The 17,081-nt window shown below is 45.6% G+C and carries 18 protein-coding genes; 8 read left to right on the plus strand and 10 right to left on the minus strand.

The genetic code is table 11. The features are described from left to right. Window positions 1–14: 14 nt before the first annotated feature. On the minus strand, window positions 15–986 hold the full coding sequence (ispB, locus tag ACXAGP_RS15000) for an octaprenyl diphosphate synthase (protein ID WP_475262374.1): 972 nt from the start codon (window positions 984–986) through the stop codon (window positions 15–17). Between the two features lie 247 nt (window positions 987–1,233). Here ispB and rplU point away from each other — a divergent pair, with 247 nt between their 5' ends. The 4 genes from rplU (at window position 1,234) to folA (ending at window position 3,660) form a co-directional block, all read left to right on the plus strand. Further along, window positions 1,234–1,545 carry a 50S ribosomal protein L21 gene (rplU, locus tag ACXAGP_RS15005; protein ID WP_338291378.1) on the plus strand — a complete coding sequence of 104 codons (312 nt, stop codon included), beginning with the start codon at window positions 1,234–1,236 and terminating at the stop codon, window positions 1,543–1,545. 15 nt (window positions 1,546–1,560) lie between these two features. Continuing rightward, window positions 1,561–1,818, plus strand: coding sequence for a 50S ribosomal protein L27 (gene rpmA / locus ACXAGP_RS15010; protein WP_338291379.1), 258 nt, complete (start codon window positions 1,561–1,563; stop codon window positions 1,816–1,818). Window positions 1,819–1,997: 179 nt separating this feature from the next. Continuing rightward, a complete protein-coding gene (cgtA, locus tag ACXAGP_RS15015; protein ID WP_475262375.1) occupies window positions 1,998–3,149 on the plus strand; it encodes an Obg family GTPase CgtA in 1,152 nt (383 codons plus the stop codon). Window positions 3,150–3,171: 22 nt separating this feature from the next. Further along, complete coding sequence (gene folA, locus ACXAGP_RS15020; RefSeq protein ID WP_475262376.1) at window positions 3,172–3,660, plus strand: type 3 dihydrofolate reductase; 489 nt, start codon at window positions 3,172–3,174, stop codon at window positions 3,658–3,660. 18 nt (window positions 3,661–3,678) lie between these two features. Here folA and ACXAGP_RS15025 read toward each other — a convergent pair whose 3' ends face one another. The 7 genes from ACXAGP_RS15025 to ACXAGP_RS15055 form a co-directional block, all read right to left on the minus strand. Further along, window positions 3,679–4,185: a redoxin family protein gene (locus tag ACXAGP_RS15025; RefSeq protein WP_475262377.1), complete on the minus strand. Its 507-nt coding sequence runs from the start codon at window positions 4,183–4,185 to the stop codon at window positions 3,679–3,681. 87 nt (window positions 4,186–4,272) lie between these two features. Then, complete coding sequence (locus tag ACXAGP_RS15030; RefSeq protein WP_475262378.1) at window positions 4,273–5,082, minus strand: symmetrical bis(5'-nucleosyl)-tetraphosphatase; 810 nt, start codon at window positions 5,080–5,082, stop codon at window positions 4,273–4,275. A gap of 14 nt (window positions 5,083–5,096) precedes the next feature. Beyond that, entirely contained in the window at window positions 5,097–5,486 is a 390-nt protein-coding gene (apaG, locus tag ACXAGP_RS15035; RefSeq protein WP_475262379.1) for a Co2+/Mg2+ efflux protein ApaG, read from the minus strand. Between the two features lie 8 nt (window positions 5,487–5,494). Beyond that, window positions 5,495–6,286 carry a 16S rRNA (adenine(1518)-N(6)/adenine(1519)-N(6))-dimethyltransferase RsmA gene (rsmA, locus tag ACXAGP_RS15040; protein WP_475262380.1) on the minus strand — a complete coding sequence of 264 codons (792 nt, stop codon included), beginning with the start codon at window positions 6,284–6,286 and terminating at the stop codon, window positions 5,495–5,497. Next, complete coding sequence (gene pdxA, locus ACXAGP_RS15045) at window positions 6,279–7,262, minus strand: 4-hydroxythreonine-4-phosphate dehydrogenase PdxA (protein ID WP_475262381.1); 984 nt, start codon at window positions 7,260–7,262, stop codon at window positions 6,279–6,281. Before pdxA ends, rsmA begins: the two co-directional genes overlap by 8 nt. A gap of 34 nt (window positions 7,263–7,296) precedes the next feature. After that, on the minus strand, window positions 7,297–8,583 hold the full coding sequence (gene surA / locus ACXAGP_RS15050; RefSeq protein ID WP_475262382.1) for a peptidylprolyl isomerase SurA: 1,287 nt from the start codon (window positions 8,581–8,583) through the stop codon (window positions 7,297–7,299). A gap of 7 nt (window positions 8,584–8,590) precedes the next feature. After that, complete coding sequence (locus ACXAGP_RS15055; protein WP_475262383.1) at window positions 8,591–10,711, minus strand: LPS-assembly protein LptD; 2,121 nt, start codon at window positions 10,709–10,711, stop codon at window positions 8,591–8,593. Between the two features lie 366 nt (window positions 10,712–11,077). On the opposite strand from ACXAGP_RS15055, the gene ACXAGP_RS15060 reads away from it, so the two are divergent. From ACXAGP_RS15060 to djlA, 3 genes are read left to right on the plus strand one after another with little or no spacing between them, the layout of a single operon-like run. After that, the gene (locus ACXAGP_RS15060) at window positions 11,078–12,091 is read left to right on the plus strand and encodes an aminoglycoside phosphotransferase family protein (protein WP_475262384.1); all 1,014 of its coding nucleotides are present in this window, start codon (window positions 11,078–11,080) and stop codon (window positions 12,089–12,091) included. Window positions 12,092–12,097: 6 nt separating this feature from the next. Continuing rightward, window positions 12,098–12,772 carry an N-acetylmuramate alpha-1-phosphate uridylyltransferase MurU gene (gene murU, locus ACXAGP_RS15065; RefSeq protein ID WP_475262385.1) on the plus strand — a complete coding sequence of 225 codons (675 nt, stop codon included), beginning with the start codon at window positions 12,098–12,100 and terminating at the stop codon, window positions 12,770–12,772. Beyond that, the gene (djlA, locus tag ACXAGP_RS15070; protein WP_475262386.1) at window positions 12,769–13,803 is read left to right on the plus strand and encodes a co-chaperone DjlA; all 1,035 of its coding nucleotides are present in this window, start codon (window positions 12,769–12,771) and stop codon (window positions 13,801–13,803) included. The genes murU and djlA overlap by 4 nt, the downstream gene beginning before the upstream one ends. Window positions 13,804–14,355: 552 nt before the next feature. Here djlA and ACXAGP_RS15075 read toward each other — a convergent pair. Together ACXAGP_RS15075 and ACXAGP_RS15080 are read right to left on the minus strand one after the other, a co-directional pair. Continuing rightward, window positions 14,356–14,973, minus strand: coding sequence for a peptidylprolyl isomerase (locus ACXAGP_RS15075; protein WP_475262387.1), 618 nt, complete (start codon window positions 14,971–14,973; stop codon window positions 14,356–14,358). Between the two features lie 11 nt (window positions 14,974–14,984). Further along, window positions 14,985–16,109: a methyltransferase gene (locus ACXAGP_RS15080; protein WP_475262388.1), complete on the minus strand. Its 1,125-nt coding sequence runs from the start codon at window positions 16,107–16,109 to the stop codon at window positions 14,985–14,987. A gap of 24 nt (window positions 16,110–16,133) precedes the next feature. Between ACXAGP_RS15080 and ACXAGP_RS15085 the strand changes: the two genes are divergently transcribed. Further along, complete coding sequence (locus tag ACXAGP_RS15085; protein WP_475262389.1) at window positions 16,134–16,856, plus strand: alpha-ketoglutarate-dependent dioxygenase AlkB family protein; 723 nt, start codon at window positions 16,134–16,136, stop codon at window positions 16,854–16,856. Window positions 16,857–17,081: the final 225 nt, after the last annotated feature.

A 17,081-nucleotide genomic window follows, 5' to 3' on the forward strand; every position in this document is an offset into this window, starting at 1 on the left:
GATGCAGCTCAGGACTAAGCGTTGCGGTCGACAGCGATGTCTGCCAGCGCAATTAAAGCCTGTTTGTATTCTGAGTCTGGAATAGGGGTAAGTGCAGCAACGGCTTGATCTCGGGCCTGAAAAGCGAGCTTTTTGGTATAGTCCAGTGAGCCTGTGTTGTGCATTGTTGCCAGGATGGCATCGAAGTGCTCCGTACCATCATTGTTTTCTATTGCTGAACGTATCATTTGACTTTGCTCAGGTGCGCTGTGCCACATTGCGTGTAACAGCGGTAAAGTGGGTTTACCCTCTGCCAGATCGTCACCGGCATTTTTGCCCATGGTACCGCTATCGGCGGCATAATCGAGAATATCATCCATTAGCTGAAATGCCGTACCCAGGTATTTGCCATAGTCCTGCATGGCGGTTTCAATTTCAGCTGGTTGGTCCGTTAATACTGCTGCCAGTTGGGTTGCCGCTTCAAATAATCGAGCGGTTTTGCTGTAAATCACCTGCAAGTAACGCTCTTCAGTGGTATCCGGATCGTTACAGTTCATTAGCTGCAGCACTTCACCTTCGGCTATTACATTAGTGGCATTCGCCAGAATTTCCATAACCCGAAAACGCTCCAGGCTCACCATCATCTGGAAAGAGCGAGTATATAAGAAGTCACCCACCAGAACACTGGCCTGATTGCCAAACACTTCGTTGGCGGTTTCTCGCCCACGGCGCATGGTGGATTCATCCACCACGTCATCATGTAATAAGGTCGCAGTATGGATAAATTCAATAATAGCCGCTAGTGTGTGATGTTGGTCATTCTTAATGTCCAGGGCTCTTGCCGCCAGAACGCAAAGCATTGGCCGAAGACGCTTACCACCACTATTAACAATGTAAAATCCAAGCTGGTTTACCAGAGAAACCTCTGATTGCACTTGTTGTTGGATTAGTTGGTTGACACTCAGCATGTCTGAGTCGCTGAGTTGACGAATTTGCTCTATTTCCATTGGCGAAGGGTACAGATAAGCGTTTGAATTTAAATTCCTAAGTGCGCGAATTCTGACAAAAAATCATTACGGTATCCAGTTTTTCTGGCCTGTCGAAGTAAAATGACTGCGGAAACGGGAATTGTACAAAATAAATTCAAATTTAGCCTTGATAGTCATAGATAATTCACATACAATTCGCGCCCTGTTTTTTGAATGAATGCACTGAATAGTTTCGGGTAAACACAGTGCAAGTGCGGAGTAAGTTATGTACGCGGTTTTCCAAAGTGGTGGTAAACAACACCGTGTGGCTGAGGGCCAAACTGTTCGCCTGGAAAAAATTGAAGTAGCTCCAGGTGAAACTGTTACTTTTGACGAAGTAATGATGGTGAGTAATGGAGACGATATTAAAATCGGTACTCCATATGTAGCGGGCGGCAAAGTGACTGCAGAAGTAGTGACTCATGGTCGTGGCGAGAAGGTAAAGATTGTTAAATTCCGTCGCCGTAAGCATTCACGTTCTCAGATGGGCCACCGTCAGTGGTTCACAGAAGTGAAAATTACTGGCATTAGCGCTTAATAGGAGAGACGACAAATGGCACACAAAAAGGCCGGTGGTAGTACTAAGAACGGTCGTGACTCAGAAAGCAAACGCTTAGGTGTTAAGCGTTTCGGTGGTGAGTCTGTTCTGGCTGGTAACATCCTTGTTCGTCAACGTGGTACTAAGTTCCACGCAGGTGACAACGTAGGTATTGGTAAAGATCACACTTTATTCGCTTTATCAGACGGTAAAGTTCAGTTCGACGTTAAAGGTCCTAAGAACCGTAAATACGTGAACATCGTAGCTGCTTAATCAGCACTTCGAACCGAATTGAAAAACCCCGCATAAGCGGGGTTTTTTTTGTTATATTGTAGGTTCGACCTACAAAAATGTAGGCTCTGCTTTAGCTGGACATTGGGGGCTATTTGACTGCCCTTGTCCGACTGAAGTCGAACCTACAGATATTTTCTTAAATATATAGTTAGATCCTCATGAAATTCGTAGATGAAGTTGATATCCGTGTTGAAGCGGGTGATGGTGGTAACGGTATTGTTAGTTTCCGTCGTGAAAAGTACATTCCCAGAGGCGGCCCTGATGGCGGTGACGGCGGTGATGGCGGTGACGTATATTTGTTAGCTGACGAAAACCTCAATACGCTAATCGATTATCAATTTGAGCGATTTCACCGCGCCGAAAGAGGTCAAAATGGTCAGCGTACCGATTGTACCGGGAAGCGCGGTCAGGATTTGGTTATTAACATGCCGGTGGGCACTCGTGTAACTGATAAAGACACTGGTGAAGTGCTGGGTGATCTCACCCGCAATGGTCAAAAGCTGATGGTGGCCAAAGGCGGATTTCACGGTTTGGGTAATGCCAGATTCAAAAGCAGTACCAACCGTGCACCGAGGCAAAAATCTAACGGTACACCGGGCGAAATACGCAATCTGCACCTGGAGCTGATGTTATTAGCTGATGTGGGGCTCTTGGGTTTGCCTAATGCCGGAAAAAGTACCTTTATTCGCAGTGTGTCCGCAGCTAAACCAAAAGTGGCTGATTACCCATTTACTACGCTGGTTCCCAATCTTGGGGTGGTGCGTCAGGACGCTCGCCGCAGTTTCGTTATCGCTGACATTCCAGGCCTGATTGAAGGTGCTTCAGATGGGGCTGGTTTGGGGATCCGTTTTCTGAAACACCTGGAACGCTGCCGGGTGCTGCTGCATTTGATCGACTTATTACCTGCTGATCAGTCCGATCCATTGGAAAATGCCAAAACCATTATTGCTGAGCTAGAAAAATACAGTCCAAAACTGGCTGCAAAACCCCGTTGGATAGTGTTTAACAAGATAGATTTGATGTTGCCCGATGAAGTTGAAGCAGAATGTCAGCGCATTCTTGAGGGATTAGGTTGGGATGAAAAACACTTCCAAATCTCTGCATTCCAAAAACTCGGCACGGATGCACTTTGTCACGATGTTATGAACATGCTGGACACATTGCCAGTTGAAGAGCTCAACACCGAAGAAGAAACTGATTTCAAGTGGGACAATTATCAAGAGCAGGTGATGTCGGAATACGAAGATGACGACGATGATGATGACTTTGATGATGACGATTACGATGTGGAAGTGATTTACGAGCGCTAAGGTTTTTAGATAAGGATATATTATGAAAATCTCAATGATTGCCGCCATGGCCAACAATCGTATTATCGGCTCAGACAATCAAATGCCGTGGCACCTGCCGGCAGATCTGAAGCATTTTAAAGCCGTAACCTTGGGCAAACCCGTGATTATGGGGCGCAAGACCTTTGAATCTATTGGTCGTCCATTACCCGGGCGACTGAACATTGCTATCAGCCGCTCAGGGTTTATGGCAGAAGGCGTAACCGTTGTTGCCACTCCTGAAGAGGCGTTGGCGATGGCCGGAGATGTCTCTGAAGTGATGATTATCGGCGGTGGTGTAATTTACGATTTGTTCTTATCTAAAGCGACACGCCTGTACCTCACCTTTATCGAGCTTGAGGTATCGGGAGACACGCAATTTCCTGACTATCAACAAGACGGACAATGGATTGAAGTCGAATCGGAAGATCATCAGCCAGATGACAAAAACCCTTATAATTATCGCTTTGTCACTCTGGAAAGGAGAGATTAGGCTCTTCTGGAAGCGGACTCAAACGTAGTTGGGTAACCAGTTTTGCACAGATTCCTTGCTGGTTACTTCAACGCTATTTGGGACTTCCTCATAACGTAAATCCATGACTTTTTGATCCTGAACTAACATCACATAGCGGGTGGAACGTTTGCCTAAACCCAAATGACTCAGGTCTACATTAAGGCCTAGTTTAGTGGCAAAGTTGGCGTTTTTATCGGTATAAAACGCCATGCTATTTTTTACCTGCATTTTTTCTGCCCAGGCGTTAAGAGTGAATGGATCCGAAGCAGATATACAGAGTACTTTTTTGACTAACCAGTTGTCCACCAGTTCTTTGGCATAGGGGATAAATTCAGGTAGGTGTTTCTGGCTACAAACCGGGCCGAACGCATTAACTACGCCCACAACCAACACCATTCCCTCCTGGAATATATCCGCGGTACTGTATGACAGTATTCCTTCTGTACCGAATTGTACAAACTCTGCATCGGGCAGTAGTGTTCCTTTTTCAATAACTGCTTTCATAGCCGTCTCCACTAATACTCATTTAATGAGTGTAATCGCGGATAACAAGGAAGAAAATTCTACCTTAGTTGTACACTCTCAGATGGTTTAGAGAGTCTTTGCTTTTACTGATACCGTTTTGAGATCTTTCAAGTTGATAGCTGTCATCTTGCCGCCCCAAATGTAGCCGGTGTCCAGCGCGTGAATACGCTTACTTGAACTATTACCTTCCAGAGCGGCCCAATGACCAAATAGCAGGTGATTGTTATGCTTGAGCCTGGGGTGTTGAAACCAAGGGAAGATACCTTGAGGAGCGTCTTGAGGCGACGTTTTGAGCCGCAGATTGAGTATTGCTTTTTGGTCTACAAAACGCATGCGGGTAAAGGCATCGATCACAAACTTATGCCGTTCTAACCCCATTAAATCGTCTTTCCAGCGCAGCTCTTCACTTCCGTACATGTATTCCAACAAACTCAGCCATTTGTCGCTTTTCAGGTAATAACTGGTTTCCCGTGCAAGCTTTAGCGCTTTGCTTTCAGACCACAGCGGATACAGGCCCGCATGACTCAAAAAAAAGCCATCTTCAGGGATAGCGGCCAGGGGTTTTTCACGCAACCAATCGATAATGAGATTTTTTTTCTTGCTCTGCAACAGTGGGGCAAAGCCGTCTTTGTCTTTAACTTCGCGAATGCCCTGACTCACTGCCAGAAAATGCAGATCGTGGTTGCCTAATACGGTGTTGAAACTGTCGCCTAACGACATTAGAAATTCGATAGTTTCAAGCGCCTGTGGCCCACGACCGATGAGGTCACCGACAGCCCAAAGCTGGTGCTCTTTTGGGTTAAACCCCACTTTTAGCAACAGCTTTTTCAGTCCGGCATAGCAGGCCTGAATATCACCAACAACAAAAATGCTCATAATAGCCTTTGAACTTAATTCAGACTGTTCGGAACACTGAGAGTAAATACCTCAATGGGGACCTTGAAAAGATGCTCGTCATGACTTTTGAACTCGTAATGTCCTTGCATAAAACCTACCGGAGTGTCCAAAATTGCGCCTGACTTGTAGGCAAAGCTTTCTCCGGGGTGAATTATGGGAGTTTGGCCAACGACTCCGGGTCCGGCAACTTCAGAGTTTTTGCCATTACCATCTGTAATTAACCAATACCGGTTGAGCAATTGCACTGCAATGTCGGCGTGATTGCTGATAGTGATGTGGTAAGAGAAAGCGTATTTGTTTTGTTCTTTGCCAATTTGTTCGGGCAACCAGGTGGTTTCCACTTCAATCTTGATCAATTCAGAAATAGTGCTTTCCTTATCCATAGCAACGCCTATGATTCTGTTTTATTGGCCAGGTTTGCAAAGTCCTGTAAAGACAGGGTTTCAGCTCTTGCGGCCGGATTGATACCCACAGCTTCAATATCCGCTTCCGACAATAGCTCTTTGAGACTATTGCGAATCGTTTTGCGCCTTTGATTAAATGCGATAGCGCATACCTGGTCTAGTGCTTTCTTATCCTTCACTGCTACAGGGGGGGCTGCATGGGGTATTAACCTAACTACTGCAGAATCCACTTTGGGGGGCGGTTGGAAAGCATGCGGTGGCACTTCTAATACCGGGATCACCTGACAATAATACTGTGCCATAACAGACAGACGACCATAATTTTTATGCCCAGGTTCTGCTGCCAACCGATTTACTACTTCTTTTTGCAGCATAAAATGCATGTCTTGCACCAGTGTAGAGAAGCTAAACAGGTGGAACATTAAAGGCGTTGATATATTGTAGGGTAGGTTGCCGAATATTCTTAGTGGCTTGTCTTGCGCTAGTTGGGCGAAGTCATACTTCAAAGCGTCGCTCTCAACAATGTTGAGTTTATCGCGAATAAAGGGGTGTGAGCGCAAGCGAGTTGCCAGGTCACGGTCTAATTCTACTACGGTGAGTTTTGAAACCTGTTCGCAGACAGGCTCTGTTAACGCCCCCAAGCCTGGCCCAATTTCCACCAGGTTTTCACCGTCAACTGGTCTGATAGCACTAACGATGTCGGCTATCACTTGCTCATCATGCAAGAAGTTCTGACCAAAACGTTTCCGGGCCACATGTCCAAGATGTGCTTTACTCATTGATGTTCTTCGCTAATTTAATGGCTTTTCGGATGGCCACTTTAAAACTGCCATTGTCTATATTTCCGGTGCCCGCAAGGTCCAAAGCGGTACCGTGATCTACCGATGTACGGATAATGGGAAGTCCAAGTGTGACATTCACTGAAGCGCCAAAACCTTTGTATTTAAGCACCGGTAAACCTTGATCGTGATACATGGCTAACACCACATCTGCGTCATCCAGATACTTTGGGTGAAAGATAGTATCTGCCGGCAGCGGACCCATCAGATTTATCCCCCTTTGTCTAAGCACGTCCAATGTCGGGTTGATCACCAGTTGTTCTTCTTTGCCTATGTGGCCATTTTCTCCTGCATGAGGGTTTAAGCCGCACACATAAATTTTAGGGGAGGGAATTTTAAACTTGGTGATCAGATCATGATTAATGATGGAGATCACTTTTTCCAGGCGCTCTGGTGTAATGGCTTTACTGACGTAGGCAAGTGGAATATGTGTGGTAACCAGAGCTACTCGTAATCCTTCTGTAGACAGTAACATCACAACATCAGAGGTATTGCTTTGCTGAGCAAAAAACTCAGTATGACCGGAGAACGAAATTCCCGCTTTGTTAATAATGCTCTTGTTGACCGGACCTGTTACAACGGCATCAAATTCTCCACGCAAATTGGCTTCGCCGGCTTGACGAAGCGTTTCAACAACGTAGCGTCCGTTTTCTTCGTTTAGCTGGCCTGCAACGACTTTAGCCGCCAGTTTGACGGGTACGATTAATAACTTTCCGGCGGGTAAAACATGGTTGCATTCAGGTGTGTATTCTACCAGGTTTAGTGGTAGGTTTAACTGAGCTGCGCGTTCTTGCATCATGTCCGGATCAGCAAAGGCGACAAGCTGTACATCCCAATCTAACTGAGCCATTTGAATCACTAAATCAGGCCCAATACCTGCCGGCTCACCGGGCGTAACTGCTAATTTTAAAGGCATCACTGTCTCCATGAGATGGTGTTGAGGCTTTTGCTTATTCAAGCACTTCTACGTAAGCCTGATCTCGCATTTGTCTGATCCAAGCTTCTCTTTCTTCACCAAATTTACGCTGGAATAACAACTGATAGGCCTTTTCTTGTTTCAATTTATCGGTTACGTCACCAACGCGCTTTCCTATTAGCTGAACAAGGTGCCAACCGTGCACGGAGCGAAAGGGCTCGGATAACTCGCCTGGCTCATTTAGTTGCGCAAGCGTTTCTTTGAACGCTGGTACGTAAATTGAAGGATCGTTCCAACCTAGCTCACCACCGCGAGCTGCGCTGCCAGGATCTTTGGAGTGCTCTTTGGCGAGATCTTCAAACTCAGCTTCGCCATTGATGACTTGCTCTTTGAATTCACTCAGCATTTGCTGCGCGCGCTCTTCACTGAGGATCACAGAGGTTTGGATTAAGATATGACGAGCATTAACTTCTTCAATCTCGGCTATTTCTTTGCCACGGATATCCAAAATTTTGAGAATATGGAAACCCGCACCGCTGCGAATTGGGCCAATCAGGTCGTCCTTTTTGGCATCTGCCACCACTTCAGCGAAAAGTGTGGGCATGGTATTGACGTTCATCCAGCCCAAATCACCACCCTCTAGTGCTCGGGGACCTGAAGAAGCGGTAGTGGCAATTTTTCTGAAGTCGGCATCTTCTTTTTGCAGTAACTCTATGACCCGCTCTGAGCGTGTTTTGGCCGAGTCAATATCTTCTTGTGTTGCTTCTGACGGGAATCCAACAAGAATGTGACCCAGCTGAAATTCAACTTCCTCTGCGCCTTGTTCATTAATCAAACTGACCATGTTATCGATTTCTTGAGGAGTTACATAGACGCGGCGTCTAACATTGGCGCGTGTGACTTCACCGGTGATTAGCTCTTTACGGATACGCTCTCTGTATTGCTCCCAATCCATACCCTCTGACTCTACCTTGGCGCGCAATTGTTCTGCTGTGAGGTTTTCTGAAGAGGCGAAATTTTGCAGGGTCTGCTCAAGTTGCGGATCGCTTACCTGAATACCCATGCGCTGCGCCATTTGCATTTGCAGCGCTTCGGTAATCAACCTTTCAATCGCCTGAGTACGCAATACGCGGTCATTCGGTAAGTTCTGATTGTTTCTGATGGCATTGGCCTTAACTGTGGTAATTAAGTCCTTAATTTCACTTTCTAAAACCACGGTTTGGTCTACTATGACAGCGACCTTGTCCAACTCCTGGACCTGGGCTTTAACGAAAGCTGAAAAACTCAGAATAAAAATTGAAAATACGGTTATTAATTTCATAGATAATTTATTGCCCTATTACATAAGGTTGCTGGTAACCATACAAGCCATCTTGTAACAATGACTTGCGGTTTCGGCGTTGCCCCATTCCTTTAAACTCGAACTTTAAGCTGATACCAGAATCATATTCATCCAGGCTTTGATTTCCAAGTGCATCAAAGCGATTGGTTAAATGTCGTTCCCAAACAAATTGTAACGACCAGCAACAGGAATCATACTGAAATCCTGTGTAGCTCTCTGTGGTGCGATTTAAGTCGAGATCCCGGTAATAACGCCCCACCCAAAGCCAATTCTTAGCAAAACTCCAGCTGGCGGTTATACCAGCCTGATTGATCTCCACACCGGATAAGTCTCTAACGAAGCGATGACCAACCTGAATTATGTTATTGTTGCTCTGGCGATACTCCAATGAGACACTGCTTCTTTCAACTCGTTCATTTTGAGATGAAACTTGTGCCTCTAAGGAGGCAATCCAGCGAGAAGACAAGTTCCAATCCAGCTCAGTGGCAATGGCGGAGCGATTGCTATCCTGACGCTCAGCTTCCAGAATTCGGCTATCGTCCAGATAAAAAATCTGGCCCAGGCTGAATTTGAGCTTATCCTGTCCCTTGCTGTTTAATATTCGGGTAGTGACACCTAAGGTTAACTGGTTCTTATCACTTATACGGTCAAGCCCGGTAAATTCCTGCCCTCGAAACAAACCTTCAAAGTCATTCAGCAGCCTGGTGGTATCATACAGGCCGATGTTGTCCTGATTTTTGTAGCTGGTGTACAAATACTGGGCTTTTGGCTCTAGTGTTTGGGTCGCAGAGTCACCAAACCAATTGATGTCTCTTTCAAACGCCATAGTACCGTAAAGCCGAACTTGTCCAAGGGTGCGGCTAACGTCTTTGTCGAGTGTTGTGCCATCGGTGTTTTTTTGCCGGTAACTGGTATGCAGAACACTGGTTTCAGCCAGGAATTCAGCCCACGGTGTTCTCCAGGGGAGCGACAGCTTTGGTGCAATATGAAAACGAGCCGCTTTCGGTAGGTCCGTTTCGGCATTGTCAAATAGAGTCAATTCAGAGTGTATGTCCAGGTTTAAATAATCCCCATGCCATGCCTGGTAATCCAATTTGATTTCAGGCAATGCCCGGTAGGTGCTGGGATGGTCACCGATAACCTCAAAGTCTCGAAAGCTGGCATTGATATCTAGTTGCTGAGTATCGTAGTTGAGAGAAACTGTCTTGAATAAATGAGTGTCAGCTCGGTTGTAAAAATCTGAACCTAAGTCTGCTATGTAATTGTCATCGCTAAGTTGGTTCCATTCAGCATTGATTGACCACTCTTCTGAAAGCTGTCCGAAATGTGTTAAACGATAAAAGTAACGGCTATCCTTTTCTTCGGTGTCTCTGTCTTCAGCCATGTATTCAAGGTGAATGGCCCCTGTATGCTGCTCCGTCAGATAGCGAAATTCATTTTGTAGTTGGAAACCTCTGTCCGTCATCACCCGAGGGGTAATGGTGGCATCGTAATTGGGCGCAATATTCCAATAAATGGGTTGAGCGTAAGACACACCGAATGTATCAGAGCTATTGATTTCGGGTAGGAGTAAACCACTTTGGCGTTGGTTGGTTACCGGGAATGAAAAATAGGGCAAATAGAGCACCGGCACATCTTTAACGTAAAATCGTGCATGTTTCACCGTGCCCCAAATATCACCAGGTTTTAACTCAATGCTGCTAGCTTTAATTTGCCAGTCTTCGCCACCTTCAGGACAAGTAGTGAAGCTAACATCCTCAAGCGCGACACCTTGTTGCTGATTCAACATGATCTTGTCCGCAGCGCCTCTTCCCTGGAAGCGCACCATGCGATAGCCGGTTTGATTCATCTCCATCTTGTTGGAATCCAGATCCAGTAGCAGATCTTCGCTTTCAACTAAGATTTGTTTGTCACGGAACTGAATGTCGCCGGATGCTGTGAGCTTTCTGGCTGTCTTGTCAATTCTGGCATTTTGTGCGCTGATATGCGCTTTTGGACTGGCAATCTCCACATCGCCATCGAAATCAGCCAGTTTGTCTTGAGTCATGGACACTGAATTGGCTTTTACGACTATTTCACCTTTTTCCGCCAGGTTTTTTTTATCCAACGGGCTAATTGGCACCAGACACTGTTCTGTGGCTAGAGTAAACCCACTGAAGATCACTAACGGAAAGATTGAAAATCGCTTGATATGCATAAAAAAGGTTGTGTGGAGCCTTGGTTTGACCAGAAAAAGTGAGAAACACGGCTGAATTCTAAAGGTTTCGATGTTTTTTACCAGCGTAACGTTAAAAAAAACGTATTTCCTGTCTATTTTTGGCCCCCACGGGGTTGTGAAACTGGTAGACTGAACGCAAATAATAAAAAGAGTGAGATATTGTTGATGCAACCCCGCTCGTATTGTCACGAGTGTTAACATGGGGAAAGCCTTTAACAATACTGCTATTCGTGTGCGTTACTATTAGAGTTTTCTATGATTGCAAATCAATCCGATGAGCAGCGATTAAGAGCTGATGCCTTATTAAACTGGATTAATACCCAAACATGTTTTCTTGCTAAAGCGTTAGAAATGGTTTCTGGAGATGCCAGTTTTCGCCGTTATTTCCGTTTTACATTTGAAGGTAGCAGCTATATCGCAGTCGATGCGCCTCCAGAAAAAGAGAACAATCCGGCATTTTTTCACATAGCAAAGCGTTATTTTGATGCCGGGGTACAGGTACCTGAAATAAAAGCCGTTGACTTAGATATGGGATTTTGGGTGCTTGAAGACTTTGGGGACACTTTGCTGGCCAACCAATTTTCCTCTGACAACATCGAACAGTTGTACAGCCGCGCGTTGGATGGACTTATAGGTATCCAGAATGTCGTGGCAACAGATAATGGCAAATTGCCCGAATTTGATGATGCCTTGCTGGATGCTGAATTTCATCTGTTTAATCACTGGCTATTAGAGGTGCATCTTAAACTGGGATTAACTGAAGCACAGTGGGACATCATTCATCAGGCACAAGATGCGATTCGCAATGTGTTTAAAGCCCAACCTCAAGTTGGGGTGCACCGAGATTACCACTCTCGCAATCTCATGCTATTACCCGATAACTCCATTGGTATTATTGATTTTCAGGATGCCGTGACAGGTCCGGTAACTTATGATGCCGTGTCTCTGTTGAGAGACTGTTATGTGGTGTGGCCTGACACCATGGTGGATGGCTTGATTGGTCAATGGCGAGAAAAGCATTTCCCGCAATACGACGCCAAAGAGTTTACACTGTGGTTCGATTTTGTTGGTATGCAGCGACATATCAAAGCCAGTGGCATTTTTTGCAGATTGTGTCATCGTGATGGTAAGCAGGGGTATCTGGCGGATATTCCCCGTACCTTAGAATATGTCGTGAAGTTTGGTAGACGCTATAGCGAAACCCGCGATTTTGCTGACCTTGTTGAGTCAGTGGTCATTCCAGCCGTTGTCTCCAAACTGGCGGCTTAATTAGAGATGATCGAATGTGCCATGATATTGGCTGCTGGACGCGGCGAAAGGATGCGACCATTAACGGATGTTTTGCCTAAACCTTTGTTACCGCTCAGGGCCAAGCCCCTAATGCAATATCACCTGGAAAAACTGGCCGCAGCTGGTATTCGCAAAGTCATTGTTAATCACGCCTGGTTAGGAGAAAAAGTCGAGGCTGCCTTTGGTGACGGAAAAGCATTTGGTTTGGAAATTATCTACAGTGCAGAAAGCGAAGCGCTGGAAACAGCTGGCGGCATTGTAAAGGCTCTACCTCACTTCGGGAATAAGCCTTTCATGGTGGTTAACGGTGATGTTTATTGCGATATCGATTTTAGCCAGTTTTGCCGGGAACCCTTGCAAGGGTTAGCGAGACTGGTATTGGTGGACAACCCTGAACATCACCCTGAAGGGGATTTTGCACTATCTCATGGTCTGCTAGTGCAAAAATGCCCGGAGCAAAGCAGTTACACCTTTTCTGGTATTGCTCTTTATGCTCCGGCATTTTTTGAAGGATTAAAGGTGGAAAAAATGCCTCTTGCTCCACTTATCAGAGCTCACATGAAAAATGGTGGCGTTGAGGCTGAAGTGTTTCATGGTCGTTGGTGTGATGTGGGCACTCCTGAGCGTCTTGCCAGTCTTGAACAGGAATTATCGTCATGAATATATGGGGTAAGGTGCTAGGCACTCTATTCGGTGCCATGTTCGCCAAAATACCCGGCGCCATTTTGGGATTTATTGTGGGTCACATGTTCGATCGTGGCTACAGTCAGGATTTCAACCAGATGGGCGGCTTTGGCCGTTTTTTTGTGGATAAAGATGCTGTAAAAAATCAGGCTGTCTTCTTTCATGCCCTATTTTCAGTATTAGGGCATGTCGCCAAGGCCGATGGTCGCGTTACCGAAGCCGAAATTCAGGTGGCCACCCAATTAATGGATGATATGAACCTCACAGGTGATACCCGCAAAGAGGCTCAGCAGGCGTTTAGGGAAGGCAAGGCGGCCGACTTTCCGGTAAAAGACATACTGAAAGAGTTTTACGACTCTTGTTATGGTCGCAGAGATATATTGCAAATTTATCTGGAGATCCTGATCCAGGCCGCTTATGCCGATGGTCGGCTGGATCCGCAAGAGCAGAAAATCTTGCTGGAGGTGGCACAAGTATTAAAATTCCAGAAGCAGGAATTAATGTACTTGATTTCAGCATTTGAAGCAGAGTTGCGTTTTCGTCAGGCCAGTCAGCAACAAGCATGGCAACAGGAACAGACTCGACGTCAGCAAGAACATCGCGGACCGGGATGGCGACCGCGTAGTAAAGCTGAACAAAAGCGTTCTCGTGAAGAGCGAGATGATACGGCTCATGATGACTTTGATGAAGAGGCCTATTACAAGCAGCAGCGGGAGCAGTACTCCCGCAAAAACTATCAGCAACGGGGCGGTTATCAAGGACGGCAACAATCGCAATCCACTTATTCTCACACTGACCGCGTCAACGACGCCTACCGAATCTTGGGGGTAAACGCTAATACCGACCCCAAAGCCATTAAAAAAGCTTATCGCAAATTGATGAGCGAACATCATCCCGACAAGCTTGTATCTAAAGGGTTACCCCGTCAGGCGCTGGATATTGCTAAACAGAAGGCGCAAGACATTCAGGCCGCTTGGGAATTGGTTAAAAAAGAGAAGGGCCTTTAACGTCCCTCTTTTTTAATACCCAAACTACCTCAAGATACTCGACTTCAGCGGGCGAATAAAAGGATTTAGGCAAGGTAAATTGGAGATGGCATGGCTGTTCTCACGTCGATACAATTTAACGCCGCATAAATGCTTTTAGGCCCCGCCCTTCGGGAGCTTCACAGCGCTTCCATTACTGTGTTGCACTTGTTTGAAAGGTAGTCGACATTCCTTCTCAAGTGCGCCTTATACCAATTAATATCAATATGTGATCGCTCAGCGCAGTCTCAGGAGCATTAGTTCGAGGCGTGCGAATGAGAGAATACTGGTGGTCTTATGAACTTCGCGCAACAAAGAAATAATGTTCCTGAGGCGCGTCTTCGATGGGTTTGAAACGCATTTATACGGTGTTGGATGTTTTCGATTTAGCCCCACTAGACCATCAAACATCCGCCTTGTCTAAATGCGTTTCAACTCCCACTGAGTAGAGCAAATATTGATATTAATTGGTATTAACTGAAAGCGCTGTGATAGTTCTGAAGCGGGCATCTTGAGGTGGCTTGGGTATACATGTTACTGAGCTGCAACGACAGGCTCTGGCAGTAAGGTAACTTTCTTCAGCATAACATTCTCCACAGGCACGTCTCGCCAGCCTAATTCCATATTGTAGGCGGTTTCGACTTCAGCAAGCTTATCGACTACTTCTGCGCCTTCTAATACCAGACCGAATACCGTGTAGCCCCAATTGCGACCCGGATTTAAGGTCCTGTTGTCTTGTACATTAAAGAAGAATTGACGGTTCGCGGAGTGTGGGTCGTCTCCTCTAGCCATGGCAACGGTGTACATGTCGTTTTTCAGGCCATTGCCGGATTCATTGTAGATTTGTCCAAAAGCTGGCAGTGTATTGAACTCGGCATCGTAACCGCCACCTTGCACAACAAATCCCGGAATAATGCGATGAAAAACGGTGTTGTCGTAGCTGCCTTTTTCCACATAGCGCAAAAAGTTATTGACGGTGATAGGTGCTCTGCGACGGTCCAGTTCGACAGTCATATTTCCCAAATCTGTTTCGATCTTTACTTTCGGATAGAAATTATCTGGCTGTATGTGAGAACCATCTTTGCTCTGAGCCGAAATTGACAATGAAACCATGGCGAGCAGTGCTATCAGAAAGCGAAAAGTAAAAAACATGAATATTCCTTTTATCGTTTAATGCTGCTTAAAATAACGAATTTGCGATTGCTTGCAACTACTTTGCAACCACCATACAACCGTTTTAGTTTTTCGTGATAGTTCAAATGGCGGTTACCCACAATGCGCAGCTCACCGCCTTTTTTAAGGGCTTTTTGAGCGTCATTGAACATTTGCCACGCGATGTGATCTGTGATGGTATTTTGCTGATGAAATGGAGGGTTGCATAAGATCACATCAAGTTGCTTTACCGGTACCTGCTCCAGACTGTTGGAATGAAAAAAGTCAGCGGGTATTTCAGGACAGTTTGTTTGCAGAGTAAGTTGTGCTGAAGCCACTGCCATTGCTGATTCATCCACACAGATTATTTTTGCAGGCTTTTGCTGAGCTGCATGTACCGACAAAACACCGTTACCACAGCCGAGGTCAAGAACTTGTTTGTTGTGGCAATCGGGTAGGTGTTCTAGCAAAAACCGCGCGCCGATATCCAATGAGGTTGAAGAGAATACATTGGCGAGGTTTACTATTTGAGGTCCGGAATTTTCCACTTGCCAGCGTAGCGGAAACTTTGATTGGCTGGAGAGACTTTTGTTAACCCGGGTATAGATCAAGCGCGCTTTTTTTACCGCCAGAGAGGTATGCGTTGGCCCGAGGTGTTTTTCAAATAGGGTAAGAGTAGACTTTTGGATCTGATTAGCTTTACCTGCAGTGATCACCAGTGCATTTTCTGGTAGTAGCGTTCTTAAGGTGATTAATTGCTCTGCCAAAAAGCCATTGTTTTTGGGTAGTTTTAAAATCGCTTGCGTAGCGTTACCAGGTAAATCAGACAAATTGCTGTGAATGCTAAATTCAGGAACACATTGAAAGTTATTCTGCCAGTTTTGTTGCATGGCCAGTTCAGCCACTTTTGAATCTGAATACCAAGCGCAGATTTGCTCCGGTAACATACAGGCAAGGGCACCAAAGTCATCGTTGAGGATGACAGTTGGCTGTGCTTGTAGATCAGGGTTTTCATGCAGATGCTGATAAATGTATTCATCTGCAGCATCCCAGGCTTGTAGGCTGACATGTTGCTGCTTTGGCGGGTAACGGTGAAGTTGCCAGCATTTATCCTGTATACTTAACTCTGTTCTCATTGGATTGTCTTAAGGTAATTTATTATGAAGCAGTTTGACTTGTTTCCAGGCGCCTCTTCAGGTGAAGCTGCGCAGCACAAGTCTACCACAGAATCATCAAATAAAGGTGTTCGCGAAGTTGCTGCTTCGAATCAAGTACTTCATCGCAATCGGCGACGTTTATTGCCAGATATTAATACGTTTTTTGACGGAGAGTTGCACTATCGCCCTGATTTCCTTACACCAGATGAGGCTGATGTATTGTTTGCCTTATTGCGTACACAACTGCAATGGCAATCAGACAGGATTAAAGTGTATGGCAAGTGGCACACTATTCCCCGGTTGCAAGCTTGGTATGGCGAGCCAGAAAGTCGCTATCGTTATTCCGGGAAAACCTTCGTACCATTGCCGCTAACAGAAGCGTTGCACAGTTTACTCAAATCTTGCAGCGAGATTGCACAGGTTGAATTTAATAGTGTTCTGGCAAACTTGTACCGCAATGGAGCAGATTGCATGGGTTTGCACAGTGATGATGAGCCTGAACTGGGAGAGCAGCCGACAATTGCATCTGTTACTTTGGGGGCTACCCGAAGATTTGACCTGTTACATAAGCGTGAACCGGTGAAGTTACAGTTGCTCTTGGAATCGGGCAGTTTGTTGTTGATGAGCGGTGATACTCAAAAGTATTGGCAGCATGGAATTGCCCGAACAAAGCAGCCTGTAGGGGAGCGCATCAATTTGACCTTTAGAAGGATCGTAAAGCCTTAAATTAAGGTTATAAATTCTCTTGTATTTGCAGTTTAAAAATATATGTCATTGACTCAAACAGTTACCAAAATGCAAGTGGTTTTTCTGCAAATTTCAGTATTTAAATTCAGGATCTCAGGCTAAATTTAGACATGAGGAAGGCAACATACAGTCTCCTCATGTACAGAGTCTTTTGCGGCTGTATCAGGCGCAATTTTCTCCGGTCTGTGTTAGCGGCAGATTTGA

The organism is Planctobacterium sp. AWM4_229, assembly GCF_056160305.1.

Coding starts and splice junctions, on each gene's coding strand:
- ispB (WP_475262374.1), bottom strand. CDS start 986: ATGGAAATAGAGCAAATTCGTCAACTCAGCGACTCAGACATGCTGAGT.
- rplU (WP_338291378.1), top strand. CDS start 1,234: ATGTACGCGGTTTTCCAAAGTGGTGGTAAACAACACCGTGTGGCTGAG.
- rpmA (WP_338291379.1), top strand. CDS start 1,561: ATGGCACACAAAAAGGCCGGTGGTAGTACTAAGAACGGTCGTGACTCA.
- cgtA (WP_475262375.1), top strand. CDS start 1,998: ATGAAATTCGTAGATGAAGTTGATATCCGTGTTGAAGCGGGTGATGGT.
- folA (WP_475262376.1), top strand. CDS start 3,172: ATGAAAATCTCAATGATTGCCGCCATGGCCAACAATCGTATTATCGGC.
- ACXAGP_RS15025 (WP_475262377.1), bottom strand. CDS start 4,185: ATGAAAGCAGTTATTGAAAAAGGAACACTACTGCCCGATGCAGAGTTT.
- ACXAGP_RS15030 (WP_475262378.1), bottom strand. CDS start 5,082: ATGAGCATTTTTGTTGTTGGTGATATTCAGGCCTGCTATGCCGGACTG.
- apaG (WP_475262379.1), bottom strand. CDS start 5,486: ATGGATAAGGAAAGCACTATTTCTGAATTGATCAAGATTGAAGTGGAA.
- rsmA (WP_475262380.1), bottom strand. CDS start 6,286: ATGAGTAAAGCACATCTTGGACATGTGGCCCGGAAACGTTTTGGTCAG.
- pdxA (WP_475262381.1), bottom strand. CDS start 7,262: ATGCCTTTAAAATTAGCAGTTACGCCCGGTGAGCCGGCAGGTATTGGG.
- surA (WP_475262382.1), bottom strand. CDS start 8,583: ATGAAATTAATAACCGTATTTTCAATTTTTATTCTGAGTTTTTCAGCT.
- ACXAGP_RS15060 (WP_475262384.1), top strand. CDS start 11,078: ATGATTGCAAATCAATCCGATGAGCAGCGATTAAGAGCTGATGCCTTA.
- murU (WP_475262385.1), top strand. CDS start 12,098: ATGATCGAATGTGCCATGATATTGGCTGCTGGACGCGGCGAAAGGATG.
- djlA (WP_475262386.1), top strand. CDS start 12,769: ATGAATATATGGGGTAAGGTGCTAGGCACTCTATTCGGTGCCATGTTC.
- ACXAGP_RS15075 (WP_475262387.1), bottom strand. CDS start 14,973: ATGTTTTTTACTTTTCGCTTTCTGATAGCACTGCTCGCCATGGTTTCA.
- ACXAGP_RS15080 (WP_475262388.1), bottom strand. CDS start 16,109: ATGAGAACAGAGTTAAGTATACAGGATAAATGCTGGCAACTTCACCGT.
- ACXAGP_RS15085 (WP_475262389.1), top strand. CDS start 16,134: ATGAAGCAGTTTGACTTGTTTCCAGGCGCCTCTTCAGGTGAAGCTGCG.